This is a genomic window from Campylobacter portucalensis (genome assembly GCF_009690845.1).
Lineage (GTDB): Bacteria > Campylobacterota > Campylobacteria > Campylobacterales > Campylobacteraceae > Campylobacter_B > Campylobacter_B portucalensis.
Genome location: NZ_VWSJ01000001.1, coordinates 72,618 through 98,496 on the forward strand (window position 1 = coordinate 72,618; position 25,879 = coordinate 98,496).

Consider the following 25,879-nt stretch of genomic DNA (forward strand, 5'->3'; position numbering starts at 1 on the left):
GGATATTTATGAAACAGCAAGAAAAAATCATTGAGATGTTTAATGCTATTGCACCAACCTACGATAAAGCAAATAGATTTATGAGCTTTGGAATAGATATTAGCTGGAGGAAGGAAGCTTGCTCCAATATTTTAGGTAAATTTATAAATAAAGATATGAAAATAGCAGATGTTGCGTGCGGAACTGGTGATATGATGGGACTTTGGGATAATATGTCAAAAGGCTATAATACCAATATATCTAAGTTAGTAGGCGTTGATCCAAGCAGTGGTATGCTAGAAGTTGCTATGCATAAATTTCCAAATTTTGAATTTATTCAAGCAAGTGCAACACATACAACTTTAAAAGATAGAGAATTTGACGCCCTTAGTATAACTTTTGGTATAAGAAATATTATTGAAAGATTAGAAGCTTTAAAAGAATTTAATAGGGTGTTAAAAAATGGTGGCTACTTTGTAGCTTTAGAATTTACAAAACCAAAAGAGTGCGGTATAGCTGGTAAATGCAGGGATTTTTATATAAAAAAAATACTTCCAAAAATAGGAGGTTATATATCAAAAAACAAAGAAGCTTATGAGTATCTTCCACAATCAATTGATAATTTTTTAGATGTGAAAGAGTTTGAAAACGAACTTTTAGAGTGCGGATTTAGGATAGAGCTTACAAAAGGCTTTAATTTTGATGTAACAACTCTTTTTATAGCAAAAAAGATTAGAGATATATAATGATACTAAGTGTTAGCGACTTAAACGAGCAAGCTAAAGCCTTACTTGAGATAAATTTTGCAAATGTCGAAGTTAGGGGTGAAATTTCAAGCCTCACAAAACATAGCTCAGGGCATTGGTATTTTGTTTTAAAAGATAAAAATGCTTCTATAAATTGTGTTATGTTTAAACCTTATAACTCAAAGATTAAATTTGAAGTTAGTGAAGCAATGGAGGTTATAGCAAGTGCAAAAGTTACTATTTACAAACAAAGCGGAAATTATCAGCTTACCATAAATAGTCTTAGAGTAGAAGGGATTGGAAATTTAGAGCTAGCATTTAATCAACTTAAAGAAAAACTCGAAAAAGAAGGGCTTTTTGATATAAATCACAAAAAACCTCTTCCATATATTCCGCAAAAAATAGCTTTAATTACTAGCATAACTTCAGCCGCTTATCAAGATATACTTAGAGTTGCTAAAGATAGAAACGATATGTGTAAAATCTATGTTTATAACTCATTAATGCAAGGAGAAATGGCACCAAATTCGATTATAAATTCTCTTAAAAAAGCCGATTTAAAAGGATATGATGCAATTGTTATAGCAAGAGGTGGGGGAAGCAAAGAGGATTTATGGTGCTTTAATGATGAAAAATTAGCAAGAGCTATTTTTGAAGCAAAAACGCCAATCATCTCAGCAATTGGACATGAGATTGATTATAGTATAAGCGATTTTGTAAGCGATCATAGAAGCCTTACTCCAACTGCGGCCATAGTTGATTTATTGCCCGAAAAGATGGCTTTTATACAGTGGCTTGATGCAAAAGAGGATGAGATTTTAAATTTAATAACTTTGAAATTAAACAACAGCCAAAATTTACTTACAAATTTAGATTTATTGCTAAAAAACAGATCTTTAAACGAAAAACTAAGGTCAAATTTATCGATTTTAGAAAATTTAGAGCTTAAAATTAAAAATGAGATTAAAGAAATTTTTGCTAAATCTTCGTCAAAAATAAATTTAATCCAAGCTATTTTAGATGAAAAAGAACATTTTTATAAAATAACTAAAAATTTAGTTCAAGTCTCAAAAGATGGCAAGATATTAAATTTAAAAGAGCTAAAAAGTAAAGATGAGATAATGCTTTGCTCACAAAATTTAACTAAAAAAGCAATCATCAAATAAGGAGGAAAAATGGATAGAATTATAAATTTCAGTGCAGGACCAAGTGGGATTCCTTTACCTGTTTTAGAAAAAGCAAAAGATGAATTTTTAAGCTATAAAGGACTTGGATACTCAATAATGGAGGTATCTCATAGAACAAAAGTTTTTGAAGAAGTTTTATTTAATGCAATCGCAAAAGTAAAAAATCTTTATGGATTTAGTGATGATTATGCTGTGCTTTTTTTACAAGGTGGTGCAAGTCTTCAATTTGCTCAAATTCCTATGAATCTCAGTCGTGGCAATGTGTGTGAATATATAAATACAGGTAATTGGACTCAAAAAGCCATACAAGAAGCAGAAATTTTAGGCATAAATTATAAAGTAGTTGCAAGTAGCCAAGATACTAAATTTGATAGAATTCCAGATATTCCGGAACTAGATAGCAATGCTGATTATACCTACATATGTTCTAATAACACAATATATGGCACGCAGTATTTAGAATTTCCAAAAACAAAATCAACTCTTGTCGTAGATAGTTCAAGTGATCTTTTTTCAAGAGAAATTGATGTAAAAAATGTGGGGCTTTTTTATGGCGGAATTCAAAAAAATGGTGGTCCTGCTGGAGTTACTTTAGTGGTTATCAAAAAAGATTTAGCACAAAGAGTGAGTGATAAAATTCCAAACATTCTTCGCTATACAACTCAAATAAAAGCCGATTCTATGAGCAATACTCCAAATACATTTGGAATTTATATGCTTGATTTAATGCTTGATTGGGTTTATGAAAATGGCGGATTAAAAGGAGTTGATGAAAAAAACACACAAAAATCTAATCTATTATATTCAGCAATCGATGATATGTCCGATTTTTATAAAGGTCATGCACAAAAAAATTCAAGATCTAAGATGAATGTAAGTTTTAATATCCCAAAAAATCAAGATTTAGAAAAAATTTTTGTAGATCAAGCTTTGAAAGAAAATATGCTAGGTCTAAAAGGTCATCGAATTTTAGGCGGTATAAGAGCTTCTTTATATAACGCAGTTAGCCTAAAAGATGTTGAAATTTTAGTAGATTTTATGAGAGAATTTGCTAGAAAAAATGGCTAATTTAATAGACTGCCCTTAATCAGGCGGTCTATAGCCACTTTTATTTTTAAGTGCATTTTTCTTTTTTTGCTCCATTTTATAGGCGTCATTAAGTGCCTCTTCACTATCAAATTTTGTGCCATCTAAAAATTTAGTATAATCTTCAAACTGTTTAGTTTTAATACCCCAAAGCAGTGCAAACAAAGCTATACATCCAAGCGTTATAGATACAATTACCATCAAAAATATAACAGACGTCATTTTTCTCCTTTAAATTTTCTTATCTTTAAGCTATTTAATATAACAATTAGCGAGCTAAAACTCATTGAAATTGCAGCAAAAAGCGGTATGATAAATCCACAAATAGCAATAGTTATGGTAATAGCGTTATAACATAAAGAAAATGCTAAATTTTGTTTTATCGTTTTTAAGACACATCTTGATAATAAAATTGCATTTTTTAAATTTTTTAAATTTTCATTTAAAAGTACAGCGTCGCTTTTTTCTACACTAACAGTAGCACCATTACCCATACAAATACCAACGCTAGCGGTATTTAAAGCTACCAAATCATTCACTCCATCGCCCACCATAATTGTATTTTTATCGCTTAAATTCTCTATAAATTTAGCTTTTTCATCTGGTAATAAATTTGCTCTAAAATTAGGAATTTCAAGGCTTTGAGCTATATTTTTAACTGCATTTTCATTATCTCCGCTCAAAATATAAATTTGAAATCCTAGCCTTTTTAAATCGCCAATAACACTTTTTGCCTCATCCCGCAAAGTATCTTGCAACTCAAATTTAGCCATAATTTGAGAATTGATAGCAAAAAAATAGTTAGTTGTTTTGCTTTTTGAAAGATTAATTTCATTTTCTTGCATAAATTTAGCACTTCCACCGAGTAAATTTAAACCATTAACTTTTGCCACAACGCCTTTTGCTGGAACATTTTTAAATTCATCAAATTTAATGCTTTTAAAACTATTATCATTTAAAAACTCAAAAATAGCAGTGCTTACTGGATGATTAGAATTTTTTAGTAAATTTAAAAGTAAATTTTTATCAAAATTGCCCATAAATTCGCTATTTATTACTTTCAATTTTGCCTTTGTTAATGTGCCTGTTTTATCAAAAATTATAGTTTTTGATTTTGCTAATGTTTCTATAACCTTGCCTTCTTTAAATATGATTGCATTTTTTAGCCCCACATTTAGACCAACCAAAGTAGCAACTGGCGTAGCAAGCCCTAATGCACAAGGACAAGCTATAACCAAAACACTAATTGCAACGATCAATGCTTTTTCAAAATTTACAGCAAAATACCATCCAAAAAACGTTATAAACGCCACACTAAGCACAATGATTGAAAATTTAGCTGAGATTTGATTTGCCAATTTCTCTATTTTTGGCTTTTTAAATGAGGCGTTTTGGATTAAATTTATAATTTTATTTAAAATGGAATTTTCAAAATCACTACTACATTCATACTCCAAACTACCATCTAAGCAGATTGCACCGCTACTTATTTTGTCTTTTGCTTCTTTAGATATCGGCAAACTCTCTCCATTTAAACTAGAGTAATCAAAACTGGCAACTCCATTTTTTACGATACCATCTATCAAAACTCTATCACCGCTATTTATTAGCACAATATCGCCTTTTTTTACTAAATTTGGATCTTTAAGCTCAAAATTTTCGCCCGTTTTTACTTTAACTTCTTCTAAGATAGAATTTGAAAGAGAATCAATTGTATCTGTAGCCTTTTTTTGACTTGCCACTTCAAGATATTTTCCAGCAAAAACAAAGGTAATTATCATACAAACGCTCTCAAAATACACTTCACCGCTTCGTGCAAACATCGCATAAATAGAGTAAATATAAGTTAAAAAAGCCCCACTAAATACCAACAAATCCATATTTGGCGTTTTTGTTTTTAAGGCTATGATTGCACCTTTTAAAAATGCATTTCCCGTATAAAAAAGCACAGGTGTAGCAATCACAAACTCAACAAAATGAAAAATATCTTTAATCTCGCTATCCATTCCGCTAAAATAGCCACTATAAAGCGATATGGCTATCCACATAATATTCATAGTAGCAAAAATTCCAACAATCAACTTTGCATAAAAATCTCTTTTTTTTGTATCTATATGGTTTTGAGAACGCGTTATGTCGTATGGATATGGATTATAGCCGATGCTTTGAATTAAAGTAAAAATTTGAGCTAAATTTATCTCGTTTTCATCCCAAACAACTCTTGCCTTATGAGTAGAAGCGTTGATTTCAACCTCCACTATACCTTTTGCATTAAATAAAATTTTCTCATTCAACCAAACACAAGCAAGACAATGTATGCCATCTATTATTATGTGAATTTCATTAAATCCATCTTTTGTTTTTTTAACATAATTTTTATAAAAGTTTTTTGTATTTTGAGAGGTTGTAGTTTTTAAATTTAAAACAGGGCTTAGGCTATTTTTGCCAAGCTTTACATAAAAATCACTAAACCCCTCATCTCTTAAAAGATTAAAAACTTGCTTACATCCATTGCAACAAAATTTCTCTCCAAACTCATCGATAATCATATCATTTTCGTTAAATTTAAGCTGACAATGAGAGCATTTTACTTTTGTCATTATTTTCTCTTTCAAATTTTTAAGATATTTTACAAATAATTGCCTTTGAGATAGTTAAATTTAACCAACATATCTTTTTTGTAAAATATATAAATTCTCTTTTACATAGATATTTCTATTTGCTAAATTCCTGCTTCCTCTAAAAGTATTGTAGTTTTGTTCTAAAATTTCAACCCTGCCAAATTTAGATAAATTTTCCAAAAACTCATCTTTTGTGATAAATCCTTCAGAATTATAAGATATCAAAATAAATTTAGCTTTTAAATTTGAAATTAAATCCAAAAAAGCATCTTTTGCTTTGTTTTTCTTATTATAAGCACTTCTGTTCCAATCTTTTGGTATGCCTGAAACTTTAGAAATTTCATTCGGTTTTTTGTATGAAGCGATTAAATTTAGCATAAAATAGTTTGAACTATAAGGGTGTTGATTATATGGTGGATCAATGTAGCATAAATCTAAGTTATCAAGTTCTTTTATTAAATCATTTGCATCTTTTTGACAAACTAAAAACTTGCTTTTAAAATTTGAAAAAACAGGAGGCTCTAAAGAAATTTGAGTTTTTATGCGTTTTAGAGCGTTTTTGCCACTTCCGCCATATTGACCAATGCCGTGTTTATTTTTGTAAAAACCTTTAAAAACGCCACTTGTATTAGTGTGATTGCTTGCTAGATATAAAAGAGGAGCTATAAAAAACTTTTGTAAATTTTTATCAATTTTTTCAATCTCCATTCTAGCAGTATCTATATAATTTGCATTAAATTTAGTATAAAAAACTCTCTCATTTTTCTGTATATCTTCATCATCTTTGGGGGCGTAAAACTCGCTAATAAAACCACTTTTTAGATTATTTTTTATAGATTTTTTTAAATTTTTATAAATAGATGAAATTTCAATTAATAAATCATCATTTATATTTGTTAAATAACACTCATTTATAATCTTAGAATACAGTTCCAAATCATTTGCTATTAAAAAATCGCTATGTTGCTTTAAGAATCTAGCCACAATCCCGCTTCCGCTAAAAAGATCGAGTGTGCTTAATTTATCTTTTTTTAACTCTTTTTTTACAATTTTTACACCATCATTAATAAAATCAAGTAAAGAGCGTTTATTTCCTAGATATGTAATGATTTGTTTAGTTAAAAAATCGATGTTTTCTTTCATCAAAATCCAAGTCTTTGTTTTATCAACACAATAATAATCCTTCCCTCATCATCGCCTTTTATAATGCTAAATTTTTTAGCAATATTCCTTTCATTAAATTTTGGTTCTTTGCCATATTTTAAAGCAGTTTCATTGCATCTTTGAATATTTTTTGGAATGCAAATTTTATTAATCCTATCCATCGCTTCTTCTAAATTATTTACTATCTTATCCGTACTTACAAAAATCAAAACCTTTTTTGGTCCAAAAATTTGTGCTGCAACTCTATTTCCGCTACCATCCACATTTACAATCTCTCCATTTTTTGTAATAGCATTAGTTCCTGTAATATATAAATCACTCAAAAGCCCATCTCTTCTACGTTTTAAATTTTCAGCTCCAGATATATTTTTTTCATATTGATTAAATAATATTATATTTTTTAAACTAGTCAAATAGTCCAAAAGTCCGATTTCTGCAACAGTAGTAGAGCCTCCAAGCCCGATACTAATATCTGCTTTTATGAACTTTTTTGCATACTCTAAAGCTTCATTTTTATCTTCAACTAAAACCACCTCAAAACCATTATTTTTTAAATTTTGCATAACCTCTATCATCTCAACCTCCTTTTTTTTATTTTTGAAATCCTATAAATTCTTGAAGCCTCACCTTCAACAAATTTACTTCCATCATCATTAAAAACAATCTTATTGGCTACCTTTTTGGCAAATTTAAAGTCAAATTTCAATCCGTGCTTATTTGCAGAAGTTGAGTAAAACCAACCATTTTTATCTAAAAATTTTGCATGTTCACAATCTTTAACAACACGAAAACTCTTTAAATTTGGATAAATTATAGTAGTTTTTTTAGCTCTTCTAACAAAATTTCTAAAATTTACTGGAACTCTAACAAAATCCTTTAAAAGATAAAATTTAGAAATCGTAATCAAGCAATCTTGATCAAGTTTTCTTCCTTTTGCTATGTTTAACTCTTTTAAATTTTTACTCAAAAAACCAACTGTTGTATCAGTTTGTGCTAAATATATCATATTTACATCCCATCAACAAAGCCGCTATGGCTATAAATTTAACCTTTAAATGCTATTTTTCTTTTGTTATAACATACACATAAGATGGAATTTTTTCATTAAAATTTGACTTTAAAATCACGCTTTTATATAGATCTTCATCGATAACCTCTATCACTTCTCCAACAAAAACGCCAGAAAAAAACACCCCATCAAGACCGCTTGTAAAAACTTTATCTCCAATTTTTGGCTTTAACCATTCTGGTATAAATTTAACCACAACTCTTTTTCCATCGCCAGTAGCAATACCAGGAATTTTATTATCTCCAACATAAACTCCAAATGATGATTTTGGATCATGTTGTAAGATTAAAATTGGTCTATTATTTTTTTGTGTAATAATGCCAGCACTATTTCCACCAAAAATTACACCATAAATTTTATCTTTATTAAACTCATCAAAATCTACCCAAAATTTAGAGTAATCACCAGGGCTAACATAAGATAAAGTTTTGATAAGTTTAACATCTGGTGCGTATTTGGTTAGCTTTGAGTCGATTAAAATTTGATTTAATTCGTGAGCAAAAGTATTAAGCAAAAGTGCTGATTTTTTAAGCTCTAAATTTTCCGCTCTTAGAGTTTTTATTGTGTTTACTTGATTAAAATGTTCATCGATTTTATTTATTGCAAAATTTTTCGTATCTTTAAAAAATCCTATAATAGAACTGCTAAAATCAATTACTCCACCTTTTACAAAAGCTCCAATGCATACAGATAATAATACAAAAATTATTAAAAATACAACCTTTTTGATTTTATTCATTTGACATTTGTCTTAGCTTATTTATCTTTTCTAAGGCTTTGGCTGTACCTTTTGCAACAGCTAAAAGTGGATCATCTGCAACATAAACAGGTAGTTTTACTATATCACTTAAATATTTATCTATACCCCTTATTAAAGCACCTCCTCCTGTCATTACAATTCCATTTTCAACAATATCTGAAGCTATATCTGGCGGCATCATTTCAAGAACGCTTTTTAAAGCATCGGCTATCTCTTTTAAAGGTTCTCTCATCGCTTCTCTAATATCTTCGCTTGTTAGCTCTATCTTATTTAAAAGCCCACCAATTTGATCTCTGCCTTTTATATTTATAACTAATTCTTTTGGAAGCTGCACTGCTGTGCCTATTTTTATTTTTATATCCTCTCCCGTTCGCTCACCAATTAAAAGATTGTATTTTTCTTTTACATAATTAACAATGCTGGTATTAAATTTATCGCCCGCTGTTTTAACTGATTTGCCAATAACAAGACCGCCAAGAGATATCACACCTATTTCTGTTGTGCCTCCGCCTATATCAACAATCAAACTACCCTTAGGCTCTTCAACGGGAAGTCCAGCTCCAATAGCTGCTGCCATTGGCTCTTCTATCAAAAGCACCTCTCTTGCACCTGCCATCAAAGCACTATCTCTAACAGCTTTTCTTTCAACTTGCGTTAGTCCATATGGAACTGAAATTATAATTCTAGGACTTATAAAACTCTTTCTTTTATGTGCTTTTTCTATAAAATATCTTATCATTCTCTCAGTCATATCAAAATCAGCTATAACCCCGTCTTTCATCGGACGAATTGCTTGTATATCGCCAGGAGTTTTACCAACCATATCTTTTGCTTCGTGTCCAACGGCTAAAATTTTCTGTTTTCCAAATTTAGTATTTTCAACAGCAACCACACTTGGTTCATTTATAATGATGCCTTTATCTTTTACTAAAATAAGCGTATTTGCTGTGCCTAAATCTATACCCATATCGCTCGAAAAAAGCCCTAAAATCGTATCAATTATCATTTTTTTCCTTTATACACTAATCTTATCTTGCTTGACTAAAATTGGTTTTTCGCCACTTATAACATCTTTTGAGATGATAACATCATATCCTTTCAACTCAGGCAAATCAAACATCACATCAAGCATAATGCTTTCCATTATACTTCTTAGCCCTCTTGCTCCTGTTTTTCTTTTAATAGCTAATTTTGCAACTTCTAAAAGAGCTTCATTATCAAATTTTAAATTTACTCCATCAATTGCAAAAATTTTCTCATATTGTTTTAAAATAGCATTTTTTGGCTCAGTTAAAATTCTAACCATATCCTCTTCATCAAGATCGTTTAAAGTAGCTACCATATGCAATCTTCCGATTAATTCTGGAATTATACCAAAATGAACTAAATCATCAGATTCAACTAAATGGATTAAATTTTGAATCTCTTTTTTAGTTCGTTTTTCTTGCCCGAAACCTAAAATATTCTTTCCAAGTCGTTGATTTATGATATCATTTAAACCATCAAAAGCACCACCACAAACAAACAAAATATTAGTAGTATCTATTTGTATAAAATCTTGATTAGGATGTTTTCTGCCGCCTTTTGGTGGGATATTTACCAAACTTCCCTCTATTATTTTTAATAAAGCCTGCTGAACGCCCTCGCCACTTACATCTCTAGTGATACTCCTGCTCTCACTTGCTCTTGCAATTTTATCAATCTCATCAACAAAAACAATGCCCATCTGTGCTCTTTTTACATCTCCATTGGCTGCTTGAAGTAGTCTTGTTAAAATATTTTCAACATCTTCACCAACATATCCAGCTTCTGTTAAGCTAGTCGCATCACAAATAGCAATTGGAACATCTAAATGTTTAGCTAAAGTTTGTGCCATTAGGGTTTTTCCACTTCCTGTTGGACCAATTAATAAAATATTTGACTTTGAAATTTCTGTATCATCTATTTTGTTTTGTTTAAAAATTCTTTTGTAGTGATTGTAAATTCCAACGCTAAAAGTTTTTTTAGCTATATCTTGTCCAATCACATATCCATCTAAAACTTCTTTTAATTTTTTAGGTGTAATTTCATCAAAATTTGGCTCTTTGTATTTTTTTTCTTTTTCTTGATTTTCTTGTCCATGAATGACCTCATAAGCAGCGTCTATACAAAATTCACATATAAACGAATTTCGTTCAGAATTTGGTAAAATTTTTCTTCCATCTTTGCTATCACTGCCACAAAAACTACATATTTTTGTCATTAAATTTTTCCTTTACTTAGAGGAATTCCTCTTTTTGTATTTATTATAAATTTACACATTTTTTTAACATTTAAATTTGATGTTTGATCTAATAAAATTTGTGCTTGTTCTTTTATGCTTACACCTTGGTTAAATATAAATTTATAAGCTTTATTGATAATTTCAACTTCATCTTTATCAAACCTTCTTCTAAGTCCTACTAAATTTAAACCCCTAACATAAGCCCTATTTCCTTCAGCTAAACAAAACGGAGGGATATCTTGGCTTAGTGCTGAAGCTCCTGCTATCATACAACTCTCACCTATTTTTACAAATTGATGAACAGGTGTAAGCCCACCTATTACGGCATAATCTCCTATTTCAACATGTCCTGCTAGGGTTGCGTTATTTGCCATAATTATATTATTTCCCAAAATGCAATCATGTGCAATATGAGAGTATGCCATTATAAAAGCATTGCTGCCAATTCTTGTAAATCCATCGCCTTTGTGTGAGCCTGAATTTATAGTGCAAAATTCATGAATTGTAGCATTTTCTCCTATAATAAGTCCTGTTTTTTCGCCATCTTTAAAACTCATATCTTGCGGAATTTCTCCTAATATAGCGTAGCTAAAAATTTTACTATTATCACCAATTGTAGTATCGCCTATAATTCTAGCGCCTTGTTTTATAATGGAATTTTTACCTATTTTAGAATCTTTACTTATAAAAGCGTATGCTTCAACTGTAACATTTTCTCCTAAATTTGCACCATTTTCTATAATAGCAGTTTTATGAATGTTCATTTTAAATCCAACTATTTATCAACTATCATAGCTTGCAATTCAGCCTCAGCACATAAATTTTCATCCACATACGCTTCGCCATTTAAAACCCAAATCTTACCACGATTTTTTATAACGCTAATTTTAAAAACGACTCTATCGCCAGGTCTTATTGGTTTTCTAAATTTCGCCTTATCTATACTCATAAAATAAACTACTTTATTAACCAACTCATTACTTTTATCTTTAGCCTCCATACTTTTAAACGCCAAAACTCCGCCAGCTTGTGCCATTCCTTCAATTATCATAACTCCTGGATAGATTGGATGACCTGGAAAATGTCCCTCAAAAACAGGCTCTCCAATAGTTACATTTTTATAAGCTACAATATGACTATTAATTTCTAATTCCGCTACTCTATCTATAAGTAAAAACGGATATCTATGTGGTAAAATTTTCATAATTTCTACAACATCTATCATAAATCAACCTTCAAATTTTATTTAACCAAATATTTTATCAAATTCTTACTAAAATTTCTCTAATATCTAGGTATATTTTTGAATTTATTTTTATTTCTACTTGACTTTTGTAAATTTGATCTACTATTATAATTGGTGAAAAGCTCCCTTTTTTGCAAATTTTATCCCTTAATTTAAGTTCCTTTTTTATACTTAAAGGATTATTTAAAAACTCATCAAAATTTTTAAATTTATAGTTTAGAATTTGATTAAATTCATTAAAACTAAATAGCCTAATTTGATTTTTTAAATCAAGAATTTTACTTTTTTTGTCAGTGATTTTAAATTTGATTAATTTTTTTTCTAAATGAGAATTAAACAAAAAATAGCTTTTTACAGGTTTATTGTCAAATTTAACCAGACCTTGTAAAAGACGGTAATTTATAAAACTATCTTTTAAAATTTGAAATTTAATATTTTTTTCTTCAAATTTTCTAACTTTTTTATAAAATTTAATTCTATCATCGGCTGAATTTGGCAAAATTTGATTGTTTATAGGACTCATTAACTCAAATTTTAAACTCTCTTTAAAATCCATAGCAAACATACAACCACAATAGTTTTGATGATATAAATTATCTTTTTTAGCTAAAGCAAACTGCTCATTTGATCCACCATTTTTTCTATAATCAGGCGCTATAAATTTAAGATCAAATTTATTAGAAATGTTTTCAAGGGATTTAGTAAGTTGGTCGTGAGATTTTTTAGGACTCATTAAAAGAGTTGTGGTAATTAAATTATGTCCTATTTTTTTAGCAAAAAGAGCCGTTTTTTCCACTCTAAAATCAAAACACTTTTGACATCTCTTACCACGCTCTGGCTCATTTTCAAGCCCTTTTATATAGCTAAACCACTCATCAATCTCATAATCTCCTAAAAATACCTCTATATTTAGAGATTTTGCACTTCTTTTAACATCTTCAAATCTAAGCAAAAACTCGCTATATGGATGTATATTTGGATCATAAAAATAGCCAATTATATTCTCATTTGGAAACTCTTTTTTAAGACACCTTAAAAAATAGTGACTATCGACACTGCAACAAATTTGAACTACCAAATTTTAATCTTTATTAGTCAAATCAGCTAAAACTTTTGCAGCGTGATCTTTAGCCTTAACGCTTTTATAAACTTTTTTTATAATACCTTGCTTATCTATAACAAAAGTAGTTCTAACTATGCCTAAATATTCACGTCCATAGTTTTTTCTAACCTGATAGACACCATAAAGCTTACTTACAACTTTATCTTCATCGCTTAATAAAAGATGTTTTAAATCATATTTTTGAGTAAAATTTGTGTGAGATTTTGTTGAATCTGGACTAATTCCTATAATAACTGTGTCATTTTTTATAAACTCATCATAATTTTGAGTAAATTCACAAGCTTCGGTAGTACATCCTGGGGTATTATCTTTTGGATAAAAATACAAAACTACATTTTTACCAACAAAATCATTTAAATTTATCTCTATGCCATCGCTATTTTTTAGGCTAAAATTTGGAGCTTTATCCCCTTTTTGAAGCGAAATTTTTCTATCTATATCTTCTTGGCTAAATTCACTCATTTTACACCCTTTTTAATATCTTCAACACTTTTTCCTCCAAAATAAAAATCACTTGCATTTACACCCTCAAAAACAACAACCGTTCTTTCAGGCACTTTTCCTAAATTTTGTATAAAAATTTCTGTAATCTCAGAAGCGATTTTATCTTGAGTCTCTTTATCTGGAAGAGGGTTTGTTAGTTTTACATTTATAAATGGCATATCTTTCCTTTATCATAAAATTTCGCATAATTATATCAATAAATTCTATAAATTTAATACAAATTTTAAATTAAAATTTTTTATTTAAAGAAATTTTAGCTATAATCATAAACTTTTTAAAATTTAAAAATTAAGGAAAATTATGGCAAAAGTAAAAGAAGCTAAAAACATATGGTTAGATGGAAAATTAATCCCTTGGAATGATGCTAAAATTCACGTACTTTCACATTCACTTCACTATGCAAATGCTGTATTTGAAGGCGTTAGAGCCTATCAAACTAAAAATGGAATTGCTATTTTTAGACTAGAAGAACACACAAAAAGACTATTAAATTCAGCAAAAGCGTGCCTTATAGACGTACCTTATACATTGGATGAGTTGATAAAAGCTCAAATAGAGCTTATTAAATCAAACGATTTTAAAGAAACTGTCTATTTAAGACCGCTTATATTTTTAGGATATGGTTCAATGGGCGTTTCTCATCTTGGATCTCCAACTCAAGTAGCATTAATAGCTTGGGAATGGGGTGCTTATATGGGCGAAGAAGCTTTAGAAAATGGTATAAAAGTTAAAATCTCATCTTGGGCAAAACCTGCACCAAATGCGATGATGAGTAAAGCAAAAGCAAGTGCAAACTATTTCAACTCTCAAATGGCAAATCACGAAGCAATCACTTGCGGATATGATGAAGCTCTGCTTTTAGACGCTAATGGATTTGTAGCAGAAGGAAGTGGTGAGTGCTTTTTTATAGTAAGAGATGGGGCAATTATAACTCCACCAAATGATACAAGCCTAGAGAGTATCACTCAAAATACAGTTATAGAAATTGCTAAAAATTTAGGATATGAAGTAAAAAGACAAAAAATCACAAGAGATGAAGTTTATGTAAGTGATGAAGCGTTTTTTACAGGAACAGCTGCTGAAGTTACACCAATTAGCAACGTTGATGGAAGAATTATTGGAAGCGGAAAAATTGGAGAGATCACTAAAAAACTTCAAAAAGCATATTTTGCAGCAGTTAGAGGCGAAGATGAAAAATATTTAAAATACCTAACATATTGTAACTAAATTTAAGGATAAAAAATGCCAGCAGATTTAAATGATTATTTCAATAAAAACAAAAACAACGATCAAAATAAACAAAATCTTGATAAAAAAATGCCCGAATTTAAAGGATTTAGTAAATTTTCACCAATATTTTACATACTTATAGTTGTGGTTTTAATACTATTCATAACCAAGCCATTTGTTACAATCAGCTCAGGTCAAGTCGGTATAAAATCAAATTTAGGTCGATATGCAATAGAGCCAATGCAACCAGGATTTCACTTTTTTATACCTTTTATGCAAAAAGTTTTTGTTGTTGATACTAGAGTTAGAATTATCAACTACACAAGCGGCGAAGATAGAGGAGAGGCTGCAAATTTAAGCGGTTCAGGAATTATAAGGAAAAACTCAATTTCTGTTTTAGATGCTAGAAATCTGCCCGTTAGTATTGATATCACTGTTCAATATCGCCTAAATCAAGAAACAGCACCAAATACTATTGCACAATGGGGCTTTTCATGGGAAAATAAAATAATAGATCCTGTTGTTCGTGATGTTGTTAGAAGCGTAACTGGAAAATATACAGCAGAAGAACTTCCAACCAAAAGAAATGAAATAGCCGATGCTATCGATAACCAAATAAGAAACAATATAGAATCACTTCCAAATAAACCTGTAAATTTATTAGCTGTGCAGTTAAGAGAGATAATCTTGCCTGACAAGATAAAAGAACAAATAGAAAGAGTTCAAATAGCAAAGCAAGAAGCAGAAAGAACAAAATATGAAGTAGAAAGAGCAAATCAAGAAGCTCTCAAAAAAGCAGCTCTTGCAGAAGGTAATGCAAAAGCAGTTTTAATAGAAGCTCAAGGAAAAGCTGATGCCATAAAAGTTCAAGCTGATGCATCTGCATATGCAAATAAAGAAATAGCAAAAAGTTTAGATAGAAATATTTTAGAGTTAAAACAGATCGAAACTCAAGCTAAATTTAACGAAGCTCTTAGAGAAAATAAAGACGCTAAAATTTTCTTAACTCCTGGTGGAGCTATTCCAAATATCTGGATAGATACAAAAAATCCACAAAAACAAAGTATTATGAGTAACCAATGAAAGTTGATTGGCAAAAATGCGGTGGATTGCTACCAGTAGTAGTTCAAGACTATCAAACAAATGAAGTTTTAATGCTTGCATTTATGAATGAAGAGGCTTTAAATTTAAGCCTCTTCACAAAATTTGCTCACTATTTTTCAAGGACTAAAAATAGAATTTGGAAAAAAGGTCAAGAGAGTGGAAATTTTCAAAAAATAGAAAAAATTTATCTTGATTGCGATAATGATACCTTGCTATTAAAAGTCAAACAAAAAGGCGTAGCATGCCACACTGGTGCTAAGAGTTGTTTTTTTAAAGAGATAAATTTAGATGGCAAATTTAAAAAACCTACCCAAAATAAAACGCTAAAAATTTATGACACAATAGATGAAATTTACCACATCATACAATATAAAAAACTAAATGCATCGCCACAAAATTCATACGTAGCAAACCTTATAAGTCGTGGCGAAAATGCTATGCTTAAAAAAATTTGTGAAGAAGCTGCAGAATTTGTTTTAGCTTGCAAAGACTTAACTAAATTTAATAAATACGCTAAATTTAACATTGAAAAATTTGGCGAACATATAGATGGAAATCCTAAATTTGACGTAGTTTATGAAGCAAGTGATTTAATATTTCATCTTTTAGTTGCATTAGCTACACACAACATACATCCAAGTCAAATTATAAACGAACTTGCACGCAGGAATGGGTTAAGCGGAATAGATGAGAAAAAATCAAGGAAAAAGTAGTTGAGTGAAAAGAAAACATCGATTTTTTAACTAAACAAATCATTACATATCTAGGAAATAAACGCTCTTTACTTGATTTTATTAATGATGGTGTAAAAATTGTAAAAAAAAGAGTTAAAAAAAGATAAATTAAGCACACTCGATCTTTTTAGCGGAAGTGGGATTGTGGCTAGATTTTTAAAGCAACATAGCGATTTTTTAATAGCAAATGATTTGGAACTTTATTCTAAGATTATAAATGAGTGTTATTTAACAAATATCAAAAATAAAAAACCTTTGATAAGGGAAAAAATATGAAAAATAGTAAATTAAATAAAATTGACAACGAAATAAATATTTTGCAAAACAAAAACCATTAAAAAATAAAAAGAGTTTGTTGGAAATTTTATAATTAATAAAATTAACAATGATAAAGAATTTGGATTAAAGTTTATAGAGTTGATAAAAGAATTTAAATAAATTGACTTTTCTAATAAAATTAATTTATTTATAGAAGATAAGTGTATAAAAAATACGAGAAAATAAAAACGGCAACACTGATGAAAAAGGATGTGTTACTAGAACTAGTTTCAACTAGACTTGGTGAAATAACAAGAGCAGAACTTCGTGGCAATGTTATAGCAAATTTATCAAATCCTGATAGAATTTATTTAGTTAATATGCAAAATAAATTATATAATTCAAAAGAAACCAAATGGGATTTTAAAAAAAACAGCAGATGAAACAAAAAACATAAATGAAAAATATCAACTTAGAAACTAATTATGGTTGATAATTTTGTAACAAAATATCCATTTGACAAAGAAGAGTTTAATAAACAATTTAATAAAATTTGAACTGAGAAAATTAAAAATAAAATACCATCTGGATATAAAAGTACATTTATTTTAGATGGTCAGCCTGATGTAGAAAAAAGTTCGCTAATTTGGCTTTTCCGATTGACATTAACTTTATCCACGCAAGGGCGATATTTTAAATTCTTTGTTAAATTTCATATATAAAAAAGAAAAATACAAAGGCATAGGGGAATGAGTAGGTAAAATGCTATAATATTTAAAAAGGTGGAAAATATGAAAAAAATAATTTTAATTTTATTAACAAGTTCATTTTTATTTGCAAGTAATTTTATATTTAATCCAGCAGTAGATAAATTTAGTGTTTTGTTTGAATATTGCACTCCAATGTTTTCAACAAGGGGGGGGGGGACTAATCTTGGCAACAATAGTGAAGAACAAGCAATTTGTAAAGAATTTTTAGATGAAGCAATTAAATTTTATGAAAAACAGTGTAATAATAACGATATAGAAAGTTGTAGAAATCTAAGCAATATTTTTTATGTTGGAGATGGTGATTTTTTACCAAAAAAGGATATAGAAAAAGCATATCTTTATGATAAAAAAATGTGCGAATTACAAGATGGTAAAGGTTGCAATGATGTTGGCGATTATTTTTCAGAAAAATCAACTAATAAAAAAAGATAAGAAAAAGAAAAAAGAATATAAAAAATTATCAAAATCTTTTTATATAAAGGCTTGTAAGCTTGGATATAATAAAGGATGTTTCAATTATAAAAACTATTAATTTAAGATGGTAGAAAATTTTCTACCATCTTTTGTTTTAAATAAAGCCTTGAAAGCTTAATTCTATATTTGTTGCTTCTTTTCTTAAAATTTGCACTAGTACAGCATTCGCTAAAGGATTTGATTTAATTTTGTTTTTTTTCTTTAATTAAATCTTTTTCTGTAATTTTAAGTATATTAATAGCATCTATTATAAATTATCAGTGCCTTTAAATACAGGAACTATTCTTGTATTTGTAATAATGTCTTTACCTCAACAAATTATCTCTTAAATTTATAAGATTTTTTGATTTAAAGTTATAAGAGTTGCTAAAAATTTCAGATAAAGTTTTTAAATAAATTCAAATTTAATGCTAAAAGAGAGTAAAACTAAGAAGCAAAATAGATGAGAGTTATTTTTGTATAAAAAGGAGTTGTGGCAAATTTAGGCTTAGGCGTTAAATTTAATGAAATAATTTAACTCTAAAAACTAGTTTTTTCAAACCGCGGTATTAAAAGCAAAATGAGTTTGTAAATGATATTAATGGAATTTAAAATTTAAGGATTATAAGATTAGTGCTAAGAGAAAATTTACTGAATCTAAAAATATAAAATAACAGATAAATTTGATTTAATACGGTCAAAAATTTAGCCACTAAAATAGAGAGAAGTTAAAAATTAGTTTAAAAACTAAGCATAATTTATAATAGTATTAAAGTAAATTTTGAATTACATTTAAAGAGTGGATTTAGAAAGATGAAGAATAATATTAAAAAGAGGTTTAGGTAATAATTAAATTTTATAAAATTAAATTCTTTTAAGCCTCATTTTTGCAATAAATCTAAAATAATAACCATTGATCACTTTGTAAATATTATGTTTTTAATAAATTTCAAATTTTAAGTTAAATTTATAAACCTTTACTTGCAAAATAAGATTCTTAGTTTTATTATAGTTATTAATTTAGCTTCAAATTTAAGGATTTTTAATTTAGTTCTCCAATTTTAAACCAAAAATAACTAAAATTTTAAATAAAATTTAGTAAGAATTAAATTCTTACTAAATTTACTAAATCATTTCACAAAATAATCTCCATCAAAACTAACTAGCGAATATCTTCTTTCGCGACCAATTCCTTCTATTAATTCATCTATTTCTAAAAATTCTAAACTATCAACGCCTATATATCTTCTAACCTCTTCTATATTTGATTTAAAACTAATTAATTCATCTTTATTTGGCGTATCTATGCCGTAAATATCAGGAAATTTTATCTCAGGTGCTGCTATTTTAAAATGAATTTCTCTAGCGCCTGCTTGTCTTAATAATTCTACTATTTTTTTAGAAGTAGTTCCCCTTACGATACTATCATCAATAACAATTACGCTTTTATCTTTTAATACCGAACTCATTGGATTTAGTTTTAATTTCACTTTTAAATTTCTCATCTCTTGCGTTGGCTCTATAAAAGTTCGCCCCACATAGTGATTTCTAACTATTGCCATTTCAAAAGGAATTTTACTCTCATTTGAAAATCCAAGTGCAGCTGGAACTCCACTATCAGGCACAGGAATAATCATATCTGCTTTAATTTTATTTTTTAAAGCTAGTGTTTTTCCTAAATTTTTTCTTACCTCATAAACATTTTTACCCTCCACAACGCTATCAGGTCTAGAAAAATATATATATTCAAAAGCACAAATTCTTGGATCGCACTCTTTGAAAATTTGATAACTCTCTATTTTATCGCTACCTTCTTCAAAAATTACCATTTCGCCAGGTCTTACATCTCTTATAAATTTAGCTCCAACTAAATCAAAAGCACAACTCTCACTCGCTACAATATATCCACCATCTTCTAACATTCCTATACTAAGCGGTCTAATTCCAAATTTATCCCTTATAGCAAACAACTTAGATCGACTCATTATGAGCAAGCAATACGCTCCTTTTATGATATTTAATGCCTCTAAAATTCTATCTTTTAAAAGATTTTCCTTGCTTCTTGCTATAAGATGAATAATATTTTCAGTGTCCATATTTGTGTGAAAAATAGCACCTTCTTTTATTAAATGGTCTCTAACTTCATCTTTATTAATTAAATTTCCATTATGAGCCACTGAAATCTCACCTAATAGATAGTTTGCTGCTATTGGCTGAGCGTCTTTACTTTCTTTGCTTCCTGCTGTACTGTATCGATTGTGGCCAATAGCCATCAAGCCTTGTAGTGAATTTAAAATTTCATTATTAAAAATATCAGATACTAGTCCTTGATTTTTATATGTTTTTATATGATGATTAAAACTAGCACTAATTCCGCTTGCCTCTTGCCCTCTATGTTGCATAGCAAACAGACCATAATACACGGTTTTTGCTGCATTTGCAGAATTTATAACTCCAACTACTGCACACATCTTAAAATCCTAAACAATCATTTATAGAATATAGCCCATTTTTTTGCCCACAAAGCCAAATAGCAGCCTTTATGGCCCCATTTGCAAAAGTTGCTCTTGAAGTTGCCGTATGATTTAACTCTATAAATTCTCCATCGCCATAAAACCCAGCCGTATGCCTGCCCACTATATCACCGCCTCTTAAAGACATAATAGCTATCTCATCCTTACTTCTTTCGCCTATAATCCCATCTCTACTGCTAACTCTTACCTTATTTAAATCCAAATTTCTAGCTTTTGCAACATTTTGAGCTAATGTTAAAGCTGTGCCACTTGGTGCGTCTTTTTTATATTTGTGATGCATTTCTAAAATTTCAGCGTCAAATTCAGCCAAGCTTTTACTAGCTAAAAATGCAAGTTGATTTAATACAGCCACACCTAAACTCATATTTGTAGCATAAAGAAGTGCGGTTTTTTTAGATACTTCTTTCATTAAATTTATAGTTTCATCATCTAGACCAGTTGTGCCAATACAAAGCGGCTTTGGGCAATTTTGAGCGTATTTTAAAAGAGTTTTTGTGCCATTTGGCGATGAAAAATCTATTATCACATCACATTTTTGCAAAAATTCGTCTAAATTTTCACAAAAAAGCTCTTCGTTTGAATTTTGTCTATCAAACAATGCTGATAAATTTACATTTTCATATGTTTTTAAACACTGAGCTATCATCTGCCCCATTCTGCCGCTAGCACCATAAATTCCGATATTTAGCATTTTAATCCTTTAAAAAATTTAACTTTTTAAGTATATCAAATTTATAATAAGACTTTGATAAATTAAATTTACCCCTTTAATCGGGGTAAATTTAATTTTGCATTTTTGGTTCTTTAAAAATACTAAGTTCTGGTGCTTTGCCTGTAAATTTTTCAATATTAACTAAACACGTGTGAGAAATATTACCATTAGCTAGTTTTGAAGTTGGCATATCTATTGTCAAGACATTTGCACTGCCATTTTTATCAAGAGTGTTTAAATTTAGAGGGTCAAAAGGATCATACCAAGCCCCTTCACTCAATCTAACAACACCGCTAATAACATCATCGCTAACCAAAGCACCTGCTAAAATTTGACCTCTTTTATTAAAAACTCTAACCAAATCACCCGTTTTAATACCCAAAACTTTTGCATCTTTTGTATTTATCCAAATAGGCTCACGGTTGTTTATAGAGTAGCTATTTCTTAAGGCTGTATTGTTTAATTGAGAGTGCAGTCTGTTTTCTGGATGAGTGCTTATGAGATGAAATTTGGCTGGCTTTTCTTTCATACCAAGCCATTCAATAGGCTCAAACCACATAGGATGTGCTTTGCAATCATCATAATTCATCTTCTCTATCGTTTCAGAATAAATTTCAATCAATCCAGATGGAGTACCTAAAGGTGCTAAAATAGGATCTTCTCTAAAATCAGCATATCTTACAAAATCATACCCTTCTTGAGTTTGAGTGAAAAATATAGGTTTATTTTCAGCCCAAAATTCATCAAAAGGCTTCATAACAACACCATTTAAATTTTCTAAATCCATCTTTATCGCTTGAGATCTTGCACTCTCATAAAACTCTCTTATCCAATCTAAATCGCTCTTATCTTGCGTATATTTTTTATATGTATCCTCGCCAAATTCTTTCGCTAAATCACTAAAAATTTCGTAGTCATTTCTGCTCTCTTCAACTTTCTCAATCGCTTTTTTCATAGGGGTTATACCTAAATTTGCATAATCTCCTAACATTGAAATATCATCTCTTTCATAAATAGTTGTAACAGGCATCACAATATCTGCCATTCTTGCAGTTGGAGTCCAATAAATTTCATTTACCACAACAGTTCTTGGTTTTCTCCACGCCTTTAAATTTGTATTTGTGTCTTGATGATGGACTAGAGGATTTCCGCCAACCCAATATATAAAATCTATTTTTGGATATGTAATTTTACTGCCATTGTGATCTATAGTTTTTCCAGGATTTAGCAAAGCATCAGCTATTCTTGCTACTGGAAAAGCTGAATTTGTGGATTTTTGTAGCCAACTTTGACCTGTTCCGCCATTAGAAGTGCCTGAGTTGATTCCGCCTAAAATTCCAGCTTTTGCACTTGGAGTTCCGCCATTACTATAGTGATAACTAAATCCAAATCCTCTACCTGCAAGCCCGATTTGTCCTAACATCGCACAAAGCGTTACTAATGCCCAATGTGGCTGCTCGCCGTGATGAGCTCTTTGCATCCCCCATCCACTCATAATCATAGTTTTATTATCAAACAAAGTGTGTGCTAAATTTTTAATAGTTTTTTCATCTATTTTTGTAATCTTAGCTGCCCATTTTGGTGTTTTTGCTACGTTATCTGTTTTACCTAAAAGATAAGGTAAAAATTTATCAAAACCAGTCGTGTAGGTATCTAAGAAATTTTGATCATATTTTTTAGAAGTATAAAGCTCATACATCATACCAAGCATTAAAGCTACATCTGTATTTGGGCGTGGAGATATCCATTTAGCATCTAAAAATTTGCAAGTTTCATTTCTAATCGGATCTATAAATATAATTTTCTTACCGCTATTTTTTAACTCTTCTAAGTATTTAAAGCCATTCTCATCACTAACTGTCCAAGCGATTTTTAAAGTAGAGTATGGATTAGCTCCCCAAATTACCACAACATCTGCATGTTCTAAAACAAGCGGCCATGATGTTTGTTGTTCATAAACTTCAATGCTTCCCAAAACATGAGGCATAATAATTTGAGAAGCACCTGTTGAATAATCGCCCAAACTCCCCGTAAATCCACCGATTTGATTCATAAATCTATGTAGTAAAATTCTAGCATTTTGCATATTTCCAGGACTTTTCCATCCATAACTTCCAGCAAAAATACTCTCATTTCCACTAATTTTAATAGTCTTTTTAAGCTCTTTTGCAATCAACTTTATAGCCTCATCATAACTAACCCTAACCCACTCATCAGCACCCCTAAGTTCAGGTTTTGGAGAATCTGGATTTTCTAGATAGCTTTTTCTGACATATGGAAATTTGATTCTATCTTTTGCATAAACTAAATCTTGAGTGTGAAGCTGTAGAGGATTTTTAATATTTGAAGTTTTTTGATAAGGCTCACTTTTTACAATCAATCCATCCTTAATAGTTAGTTTTAGCATCCCCCAGTGAGCTGCTGTTAAAATTTCACCATCTTTTATAACGCTAAATGAAACCTTGCTTTTTGCAAATAAATTTGTCTGCATTATAAGAGGCATAATTGCTAAAGCACCAAAAGTTTTTAGAGTTTTTCTTCTTGATAAATCTAAATTTGACATTACTTCTCCTTATTGTTTAGTGGTTGTTTTTTGTAAATATTGATTAACTAAAAATTTATCTTTCTTGCTAATTGCTGTTCTACTTATCATAGATTCGATAATACCTGGCCATTGATTTGCATTATACTCGTTAATATTATGAAGACTATGACAAATAGAGCAATTCTCTTCATATAATTTTGCAGCCCTACCCAACATCGATCCTACTTCGCTTTCAAAATCGCTATTTTCAACATAAGCAACCACGCTCACCTTATCCCAATTTCTATCTTCTAAAATTTTTATGGAAATCGGGGCATTTTTCTTAAAAGCTGCATTTAAAATCCTCTTGCCTTCACTAAAATAGATCGCTTGCTCTTTTCCATCTTGTATAAATCCAACTATCTCAATCTTTAAAAAGTTACCATCTTTTTGCAAAACTTTAACTGGTGCGGTTGGCAAAAGCCTACCTATAGCAATTTTATCATCTTTATTTGCATAAAGCGATTTTACCGAATTTGCATAAATTATCTCATCTGCATTTAAACAGGAAATGACTAAAAATGAGATTGTTGCAATGATTTTTTTCATATTCCCTCCTTAAATAATTTTAATATTATTTTAACATTTAAAAAATAAATTTTATATAAAAAGTAGATAAAATTAGAGTATATTTTTGATACTTTTTAGGTTAGAAATTTTTATAAATTTAATGATTTGGTTTTAAAAATTTTATTTGCAAGATGAGAGTATTAGGCTGTATTTAATATAAAAATACAGCCTAATTAATTTTAATCATTTAAACTTTCTAGATAAGATAATACGCTTAGTGCTGCAACTGCACCATCTCCTGCTGCTGAAACCACCTGTTTTGGTGCATCTTCTCTAATATCCCCTGCTGCAAAAAGCCCTTTTAAGCTAGTTTGCATTTTTAAATTTACCTTTATCTGACCAGTTGGCGTTGTATCACAAATAAAATTTCCATCTTCATCTTTAATGATACTATTTCTCACATTTAAGCCAACAAAAGTGAAAATTCCAGGAACATCTAAAATTTTAGTTGAACCATCATTAAATTTAACTTTAATACTGGTTACGCCTGAATTATCGCCTAAAATTTCATCCACAACAGCATTTAGAACTAGCTCTATTTTATCATTTTTCTTTACTTTTTCAACTGTTATTGGAGCTGCTCTAAAGCCTTCTCTTCTGTGAATCAGATAAACTTTTGAAACGATATTTGAAAGATATAATGCTTCTTCTAAAGCCGTATCGCCACCACCTAAAACTGCAACTTCTTTATTTTTATAAAAAAATCCATCACAAGTCGCACAAGTACTAACGCCTCTACCAAAAAATTCATCCTCTCCTTTAACGCCAGCTCTTTTTGGTTCCGAACCAGTGCAAATAATTACAGCTTTTGCAAGTTGTGTTTGTCCGCCTTCTAAATTTATACTAAAAGTTCCATCTTCATTTTTAGAAACTTTTTCTACTTTTTTTGCTTCATGTTTTAAACCAAATCTAAAACATTGCTCTTGCCAAGGCGCCATAAAACTCATTCCATCCATAACAGCTGCTACTCCTGGGTAGTTTTCCATCTCAGAACTTCCTGTTATCTGCCCTCCTGGCATACCCATTTCAAACATTGTTACATCTTTAAGTCCGCCTCTTGTAGCGTAAAGTCCTGCAGCAAGTCCAGCTGGCCCGCCACCAATTATCGCTAAATTTAACATATATAATCTCCTAAAGTTTGTGATTTTATAAATTTAAAAACTTATAAAATCACAAAAAGGA

At 29.8% G+C, this 25,879-nt stretch carries 26 protein-coding genes and 1 pseudogene; 9 read left to right on the plus strand and 18 right to left on the minus strand.

Going from position 1 to position 25,879, the window contains the following annotated elements:
• Positions 1-8: 8 nt before the first annotated feature.
• Genes ubiE through serC form a run of 3 tightly spaced genes read left to right on the plus strand, consistent with a single transcriptional unit; the run spans position 9 to position 2,980 of the window.
• Positions 9-725, plus strand: a complete 717-nt coding sequence (gene ubiE, locus F1B92_RS00375) for a bifunctional demethylmenaquinone methyltransferase/2-methoxy-6-polyprenyl-1,4-benzoquinol methylase UbiE (RefSeq protein ID WP_154569938.1) — start codon at positions 9-11, stop codon at positions 723-725.
• Positions 725-1,891 (plus strand): exodeoxyribonuclease VII large subunit, encoded by a 1,167-nt coding sequence (gene xseA, locus F1B92_RS00380; protein ID WP_154569939.1) that lies wholly within the window; start codon positions 725-727, stop codon positions 1,889-1,891. Before ubiE ends, xseA begins: the two co-directional genes overlap by 1 nt.
• 9 nt (positions 1,892-1,900) lie before the next feature.
• Positions 1,901-2,980: a phosphoserine transaminase gene (serC, locus tag F1B92_RS00385; protein WP_154569940.1), complete on the plus strand. Its 1,080-nt coding sequence runs from the start codon at positions 1,901-1,903 to the stop codon at positions 2,978-2,980.
• A 15-nt stretch (positions 2,981-2,995) separates the two neighbouring features.
• On the opposite strand, the gene ccoS is transcribed toward serC, so the two are convergent.
• From ccoS to F1B92_RS00450, 13 genes are read right to left on the minus strand one after another with little or no spacing between them, the layout of a single operon-like run.
• Positions 2,996-3,220, minus strand: coding sequence for a cbb3-type cytochrome oxidase assembly protein CcoS (gene ccoS / locus F1B92_RS00390; RefSeq protein ID WP_154569941.1), 225 nt, complete (start codon positions 3,218-3,220; stop codon positions 2,996-2,998).
• Complete coding sequence (locus tag F1B92_RS00395; RefSeq protein WP_154569942.1) at positions 3,217-5,598, minus strand: heavy metal translocating P-type ATPase; 2,382 nt, start codon at positions 5,596-5,598, stop codon at positions 3,217-3,219. Before F1B92_RS00395 ends, ccoS begins: the two co-directional genes overlap by 4 nt.
• Before the next feature lie 60 nt (positions 5,599-5,658).
• A complete protein-coding gene (locus tag F1B92_RS00400) occupies positions 5,659-6,762 on the minus strand; it encodes a DNA adenine methylase (RefSeq protein ID WP_154569943.1) in 1,104 nt (367 codons plus the stop codon).
• A complete protein-coding gene (locus F1B92_RS00405; RefSeq protein WP_154569944.1) occupies positions 6,762-7,358 on the minus strand; it encodes a lactate utilization protein in 597 nt (198 codons plus the stop codon). Before F1B92_RS00405 ends, F1B92_RS00400 begins: the two co-directional genes overlap by 1 nt.
• On the minus strand, positions 7,355-7,789 hold the full coding sequence (locus F1B92_RS00410) for a Sua5 YciO YrdC YwlC family protein (protein WP_154569945.1): 435 nt from the start codon (positions 7,787-7,789) through the stop codon (positions 7,355-7,357). The genes F1B92_RS00405 and F1B92_RS00410 overlap by 4 nt, the downstream gene beginning before the upstream one ends.
• A 52-nt stretch (positions 7,790-7,841) precedes the next feature.
• Positions 7,842-8,591 carry a rod shape-determining protein MreC gene (mreC, locus tag F1B92_RS00415; RefSeq protein ID WP_154569946.1) on the minus strand — a complete coding sequence of 250 codons (750 nt, stop codon included), beginning with the start codon at positions 8,589-8,591 and terminating at the stop codon, positions 7,842-7,844.
• Entirely contained in the window at positions 8,584-9,618 is a 1,035-nt protein-coding gene (locus tag F1B92_RS00420; protein ID WP_154569947.1) for a rod shape-determining protein, read from the minus strand. The genes mreC and F1B92_RS00420 overlap by 8 nt, the downstream gene beginning before the upstream one ends.
• A gap of 9 nt (positions 9,619-9,627) precedes the next feature.
• A complete protein-coding gene (gene clpX / locus F1B92_RS00425) occupies positions 9,628-10,854 on the minus strand; it encodes an ATP-dependent Clp protease ATP-binding subunit ClpX (protein ID WP_154569948.1) in 1,227 nt (408 codons plus the stop codon).
• Positions 10,854-11,639, minus strand: coding sequence for an acyl-ACP--UDP-N-acetylglucosamine O-acyltransferase (lpxA, locus tag F1B92_RS00430; protein ID WP_154569949.1), 786 nt, complete (start codon positions 11,637-11,639; stop codon positions 10,854-10,856). Before lpxA ends, clpX begins: the two co-directional genes overlap by 1 nt.
• An 11-nt stretch (positions 11,640-11,650) precedes the next feature.
• Entirely contained in the window at positions 11,651-12,100 is a 450-nt protein-coding gene (gene fabZ, locus F1B92_RS00435; protein WP_154569950.1) for a 3-hydroxyacyl-ACP dehydratase FabZ, read from the minus strand.
• 37 nt (positions 12,101-12,137) lie between these two features.
• The gene (locus F1B92_RS00440; protein WP_154569951.1) at positions 12,138-13,199 is read right to left on the minus strand and encodes an epoxyqueuosine reductase QueH; all 1,062 of its coding nucleotides are present in this window, start codon (positions 13,197-13,199) and stop codon (positions 12,138-12,140) included.
• 3 nt (positions 13,200-13,202) lie between these two features.
• On the minus strand, positions 13,203-13,706 hold the full coding sequence (gene bcp / locus F1B92_RS00445) for a thioredoxin-dependent thiol peroxidase (RefSeq protein WP_154569952.1): 504 nt from the start codon (positions 13,704-13,706) through the stop codon (positions 13,203-13,205).
• Positions 13,703-13,906 carry a tautomerase family protein gene (locus tag F1B92_RS00450; RefSeq protein ID WP_154569953.1) on the minus strand — a complete coding sequence of 68 codons (204 nt, stop codon included), beginning with the start codon at positions 13,904-13,906 and terminating at the stop codon, positions 13,703-13,705. The genes bcp and F1B92_RS00450 overlap by 4 nt, the downstream gene beginning before the upstream one ends.
• Positions 13,907-14,048: 142 nt before the next feature.
• On the opposite strand from F1B92_RS00450, the gene F1B92_RS00455 reads away from it, so the two are divergent.
• The 6 genes and pseudogenes from F1B92_RS00455 (at position 14,049) to F1B92_RS00480 (ending at position 18,276) form a co-directional block, all read left to right on the plus strand.
• Positions 14,049-14,975, plus strand: a complete 927-nt coding sequence (locus F1B92_RS00455; protein ID WP_154569954.1) for a branched-chain amino acid transaminase — start codon at positions 14,049-14,051, stop codon at positions 14,973-14,975.
• 15 nt (positions 14,976-14,990) lie between these two features.
• Positions 14,991-16,061, plus strand: coding sequence for an SPFH domain-containing protein (locus F1B92_RS00460; RefSeq protein ID WP_154569955.1), 1,071 nt, complete (start codon positions 14,991-14,993; stop codon positions 16,059-16,061).
• Positions 16,058-16,795: a bifunctional phosphoribosyl-AMP cyclohydrolase/phosphoribosyl-ATP diphosphatase HisIE gene (gene hisIE / locus F1B92_RS00465; RefSeq protein ID WP_154569956.1), complete on the plus strand. Its 738-nt coding sequence runs from the start codon at positions 16,058-16,060 to the stop codon at positions 16,793-16,795. Before F1B92_RS00460 ends, hisIE begins: the two co-directional genes overlap by 4 nt.
• A 17-nt stretch (positions 16,796-16,812) precedes the next feature.
• A pseudogene (locus F1B92_RS00470) lies at positions 16,813-17,062 on the plus strand (DNA adenine methylase); the annotation flags it as partial.
• Positions 17,063-17,334: 272 nt separating this feature from the next.
• Complete coding sequence (locus F1B92_RS00475) at positions 17,335-17,517, plus strand: hypothetical protein (RefSeq protein ID WP_154569957.1); 183 nt, start codon at positions 17,335-17,337, stop codon at positions 17,515-17,517.
• A 348-nt stretch (positions 17,518-17,865) separates the two neighbouring features.
• Positions 17,866-18,276 (plus strand): SEL1-like repeat protein, encoded by a 411-nt coding sequence (locus F1B92_RS00480; RefSeq protein ID WP_154569958.1) that lies wholly within the window; start codon positions 17,866-17,868, stop codon positions 18,274-18,276.
• A gap of 1,151 nt (positions 18,277-19,427) precedes the next feature.
• Here F1B92_RS00480 and purF read toward each other — a convergent pair.
• From purF to trxB, 5 genes are all read right to left on the minus strand, one after another.
• On the minus strand, positions 19,428-20,768 hold the full coding sequence (gene purF, locus F1B92_RS00485; protein ID WP_154569959.1) for an amidophosphoribosyltransferase: 1,341 nt from the start codon (positions 20,766-20,768) through the stop codon (positions 19,428-19,430).
• Between the two features lies 1 nt (position 20,769).
• On the minus strand, positions 20,770-21,522 hold the full coding sequence (gene dapB, locus F1B92_RS00490) for a 4-hydroxy-tetrahydrodipicolinate reductase (protein WP_154569960.1): 753 nt from the start codon (positions 21,520-21,522) through the stop codon (positions 20,770-20,772).
• 91 nt (positions 21,523-21,613) lie between these two features.
• Positions 21,614-24,106, minus strand: a complete 2,493-nt coding sequence (locus tag F1B92_RS00495) for a molybdopterin guanine dinucleotide-containing S/N-oxide reductase (protein ID WP_154569961.1) — start codon at positions 24,104-24,106, stop codon at positions 21,614-21,616.
• Positions 24,107-24,115: 9 nt separating this feature from the next.
• Positions 24,116-24,676, minus strand: coding sequence for a hypothetical protein (locus F1B92_RS00500; RefSeq protein ID WP_154569962.1), 561 nt, complete (start codon positions 24,674-24,676; stop codon positions 24,116-24,118).
• 200 nt (positions 24,677-24,876) lie between these two features.
• Positions 24,877-25,818, minus strand: coding sequence for a thioredoxin-disulfide reductase (gene trxB / locus F1B92_RS00505; RefSeq protein ID WP_154569963.1), 942 nt, complete (start codon positions 25,816-25,818; stop codon positions 24,877-24,879).
• Positions 25,819-25,879 lie beyond the last annotated feature (61 nt).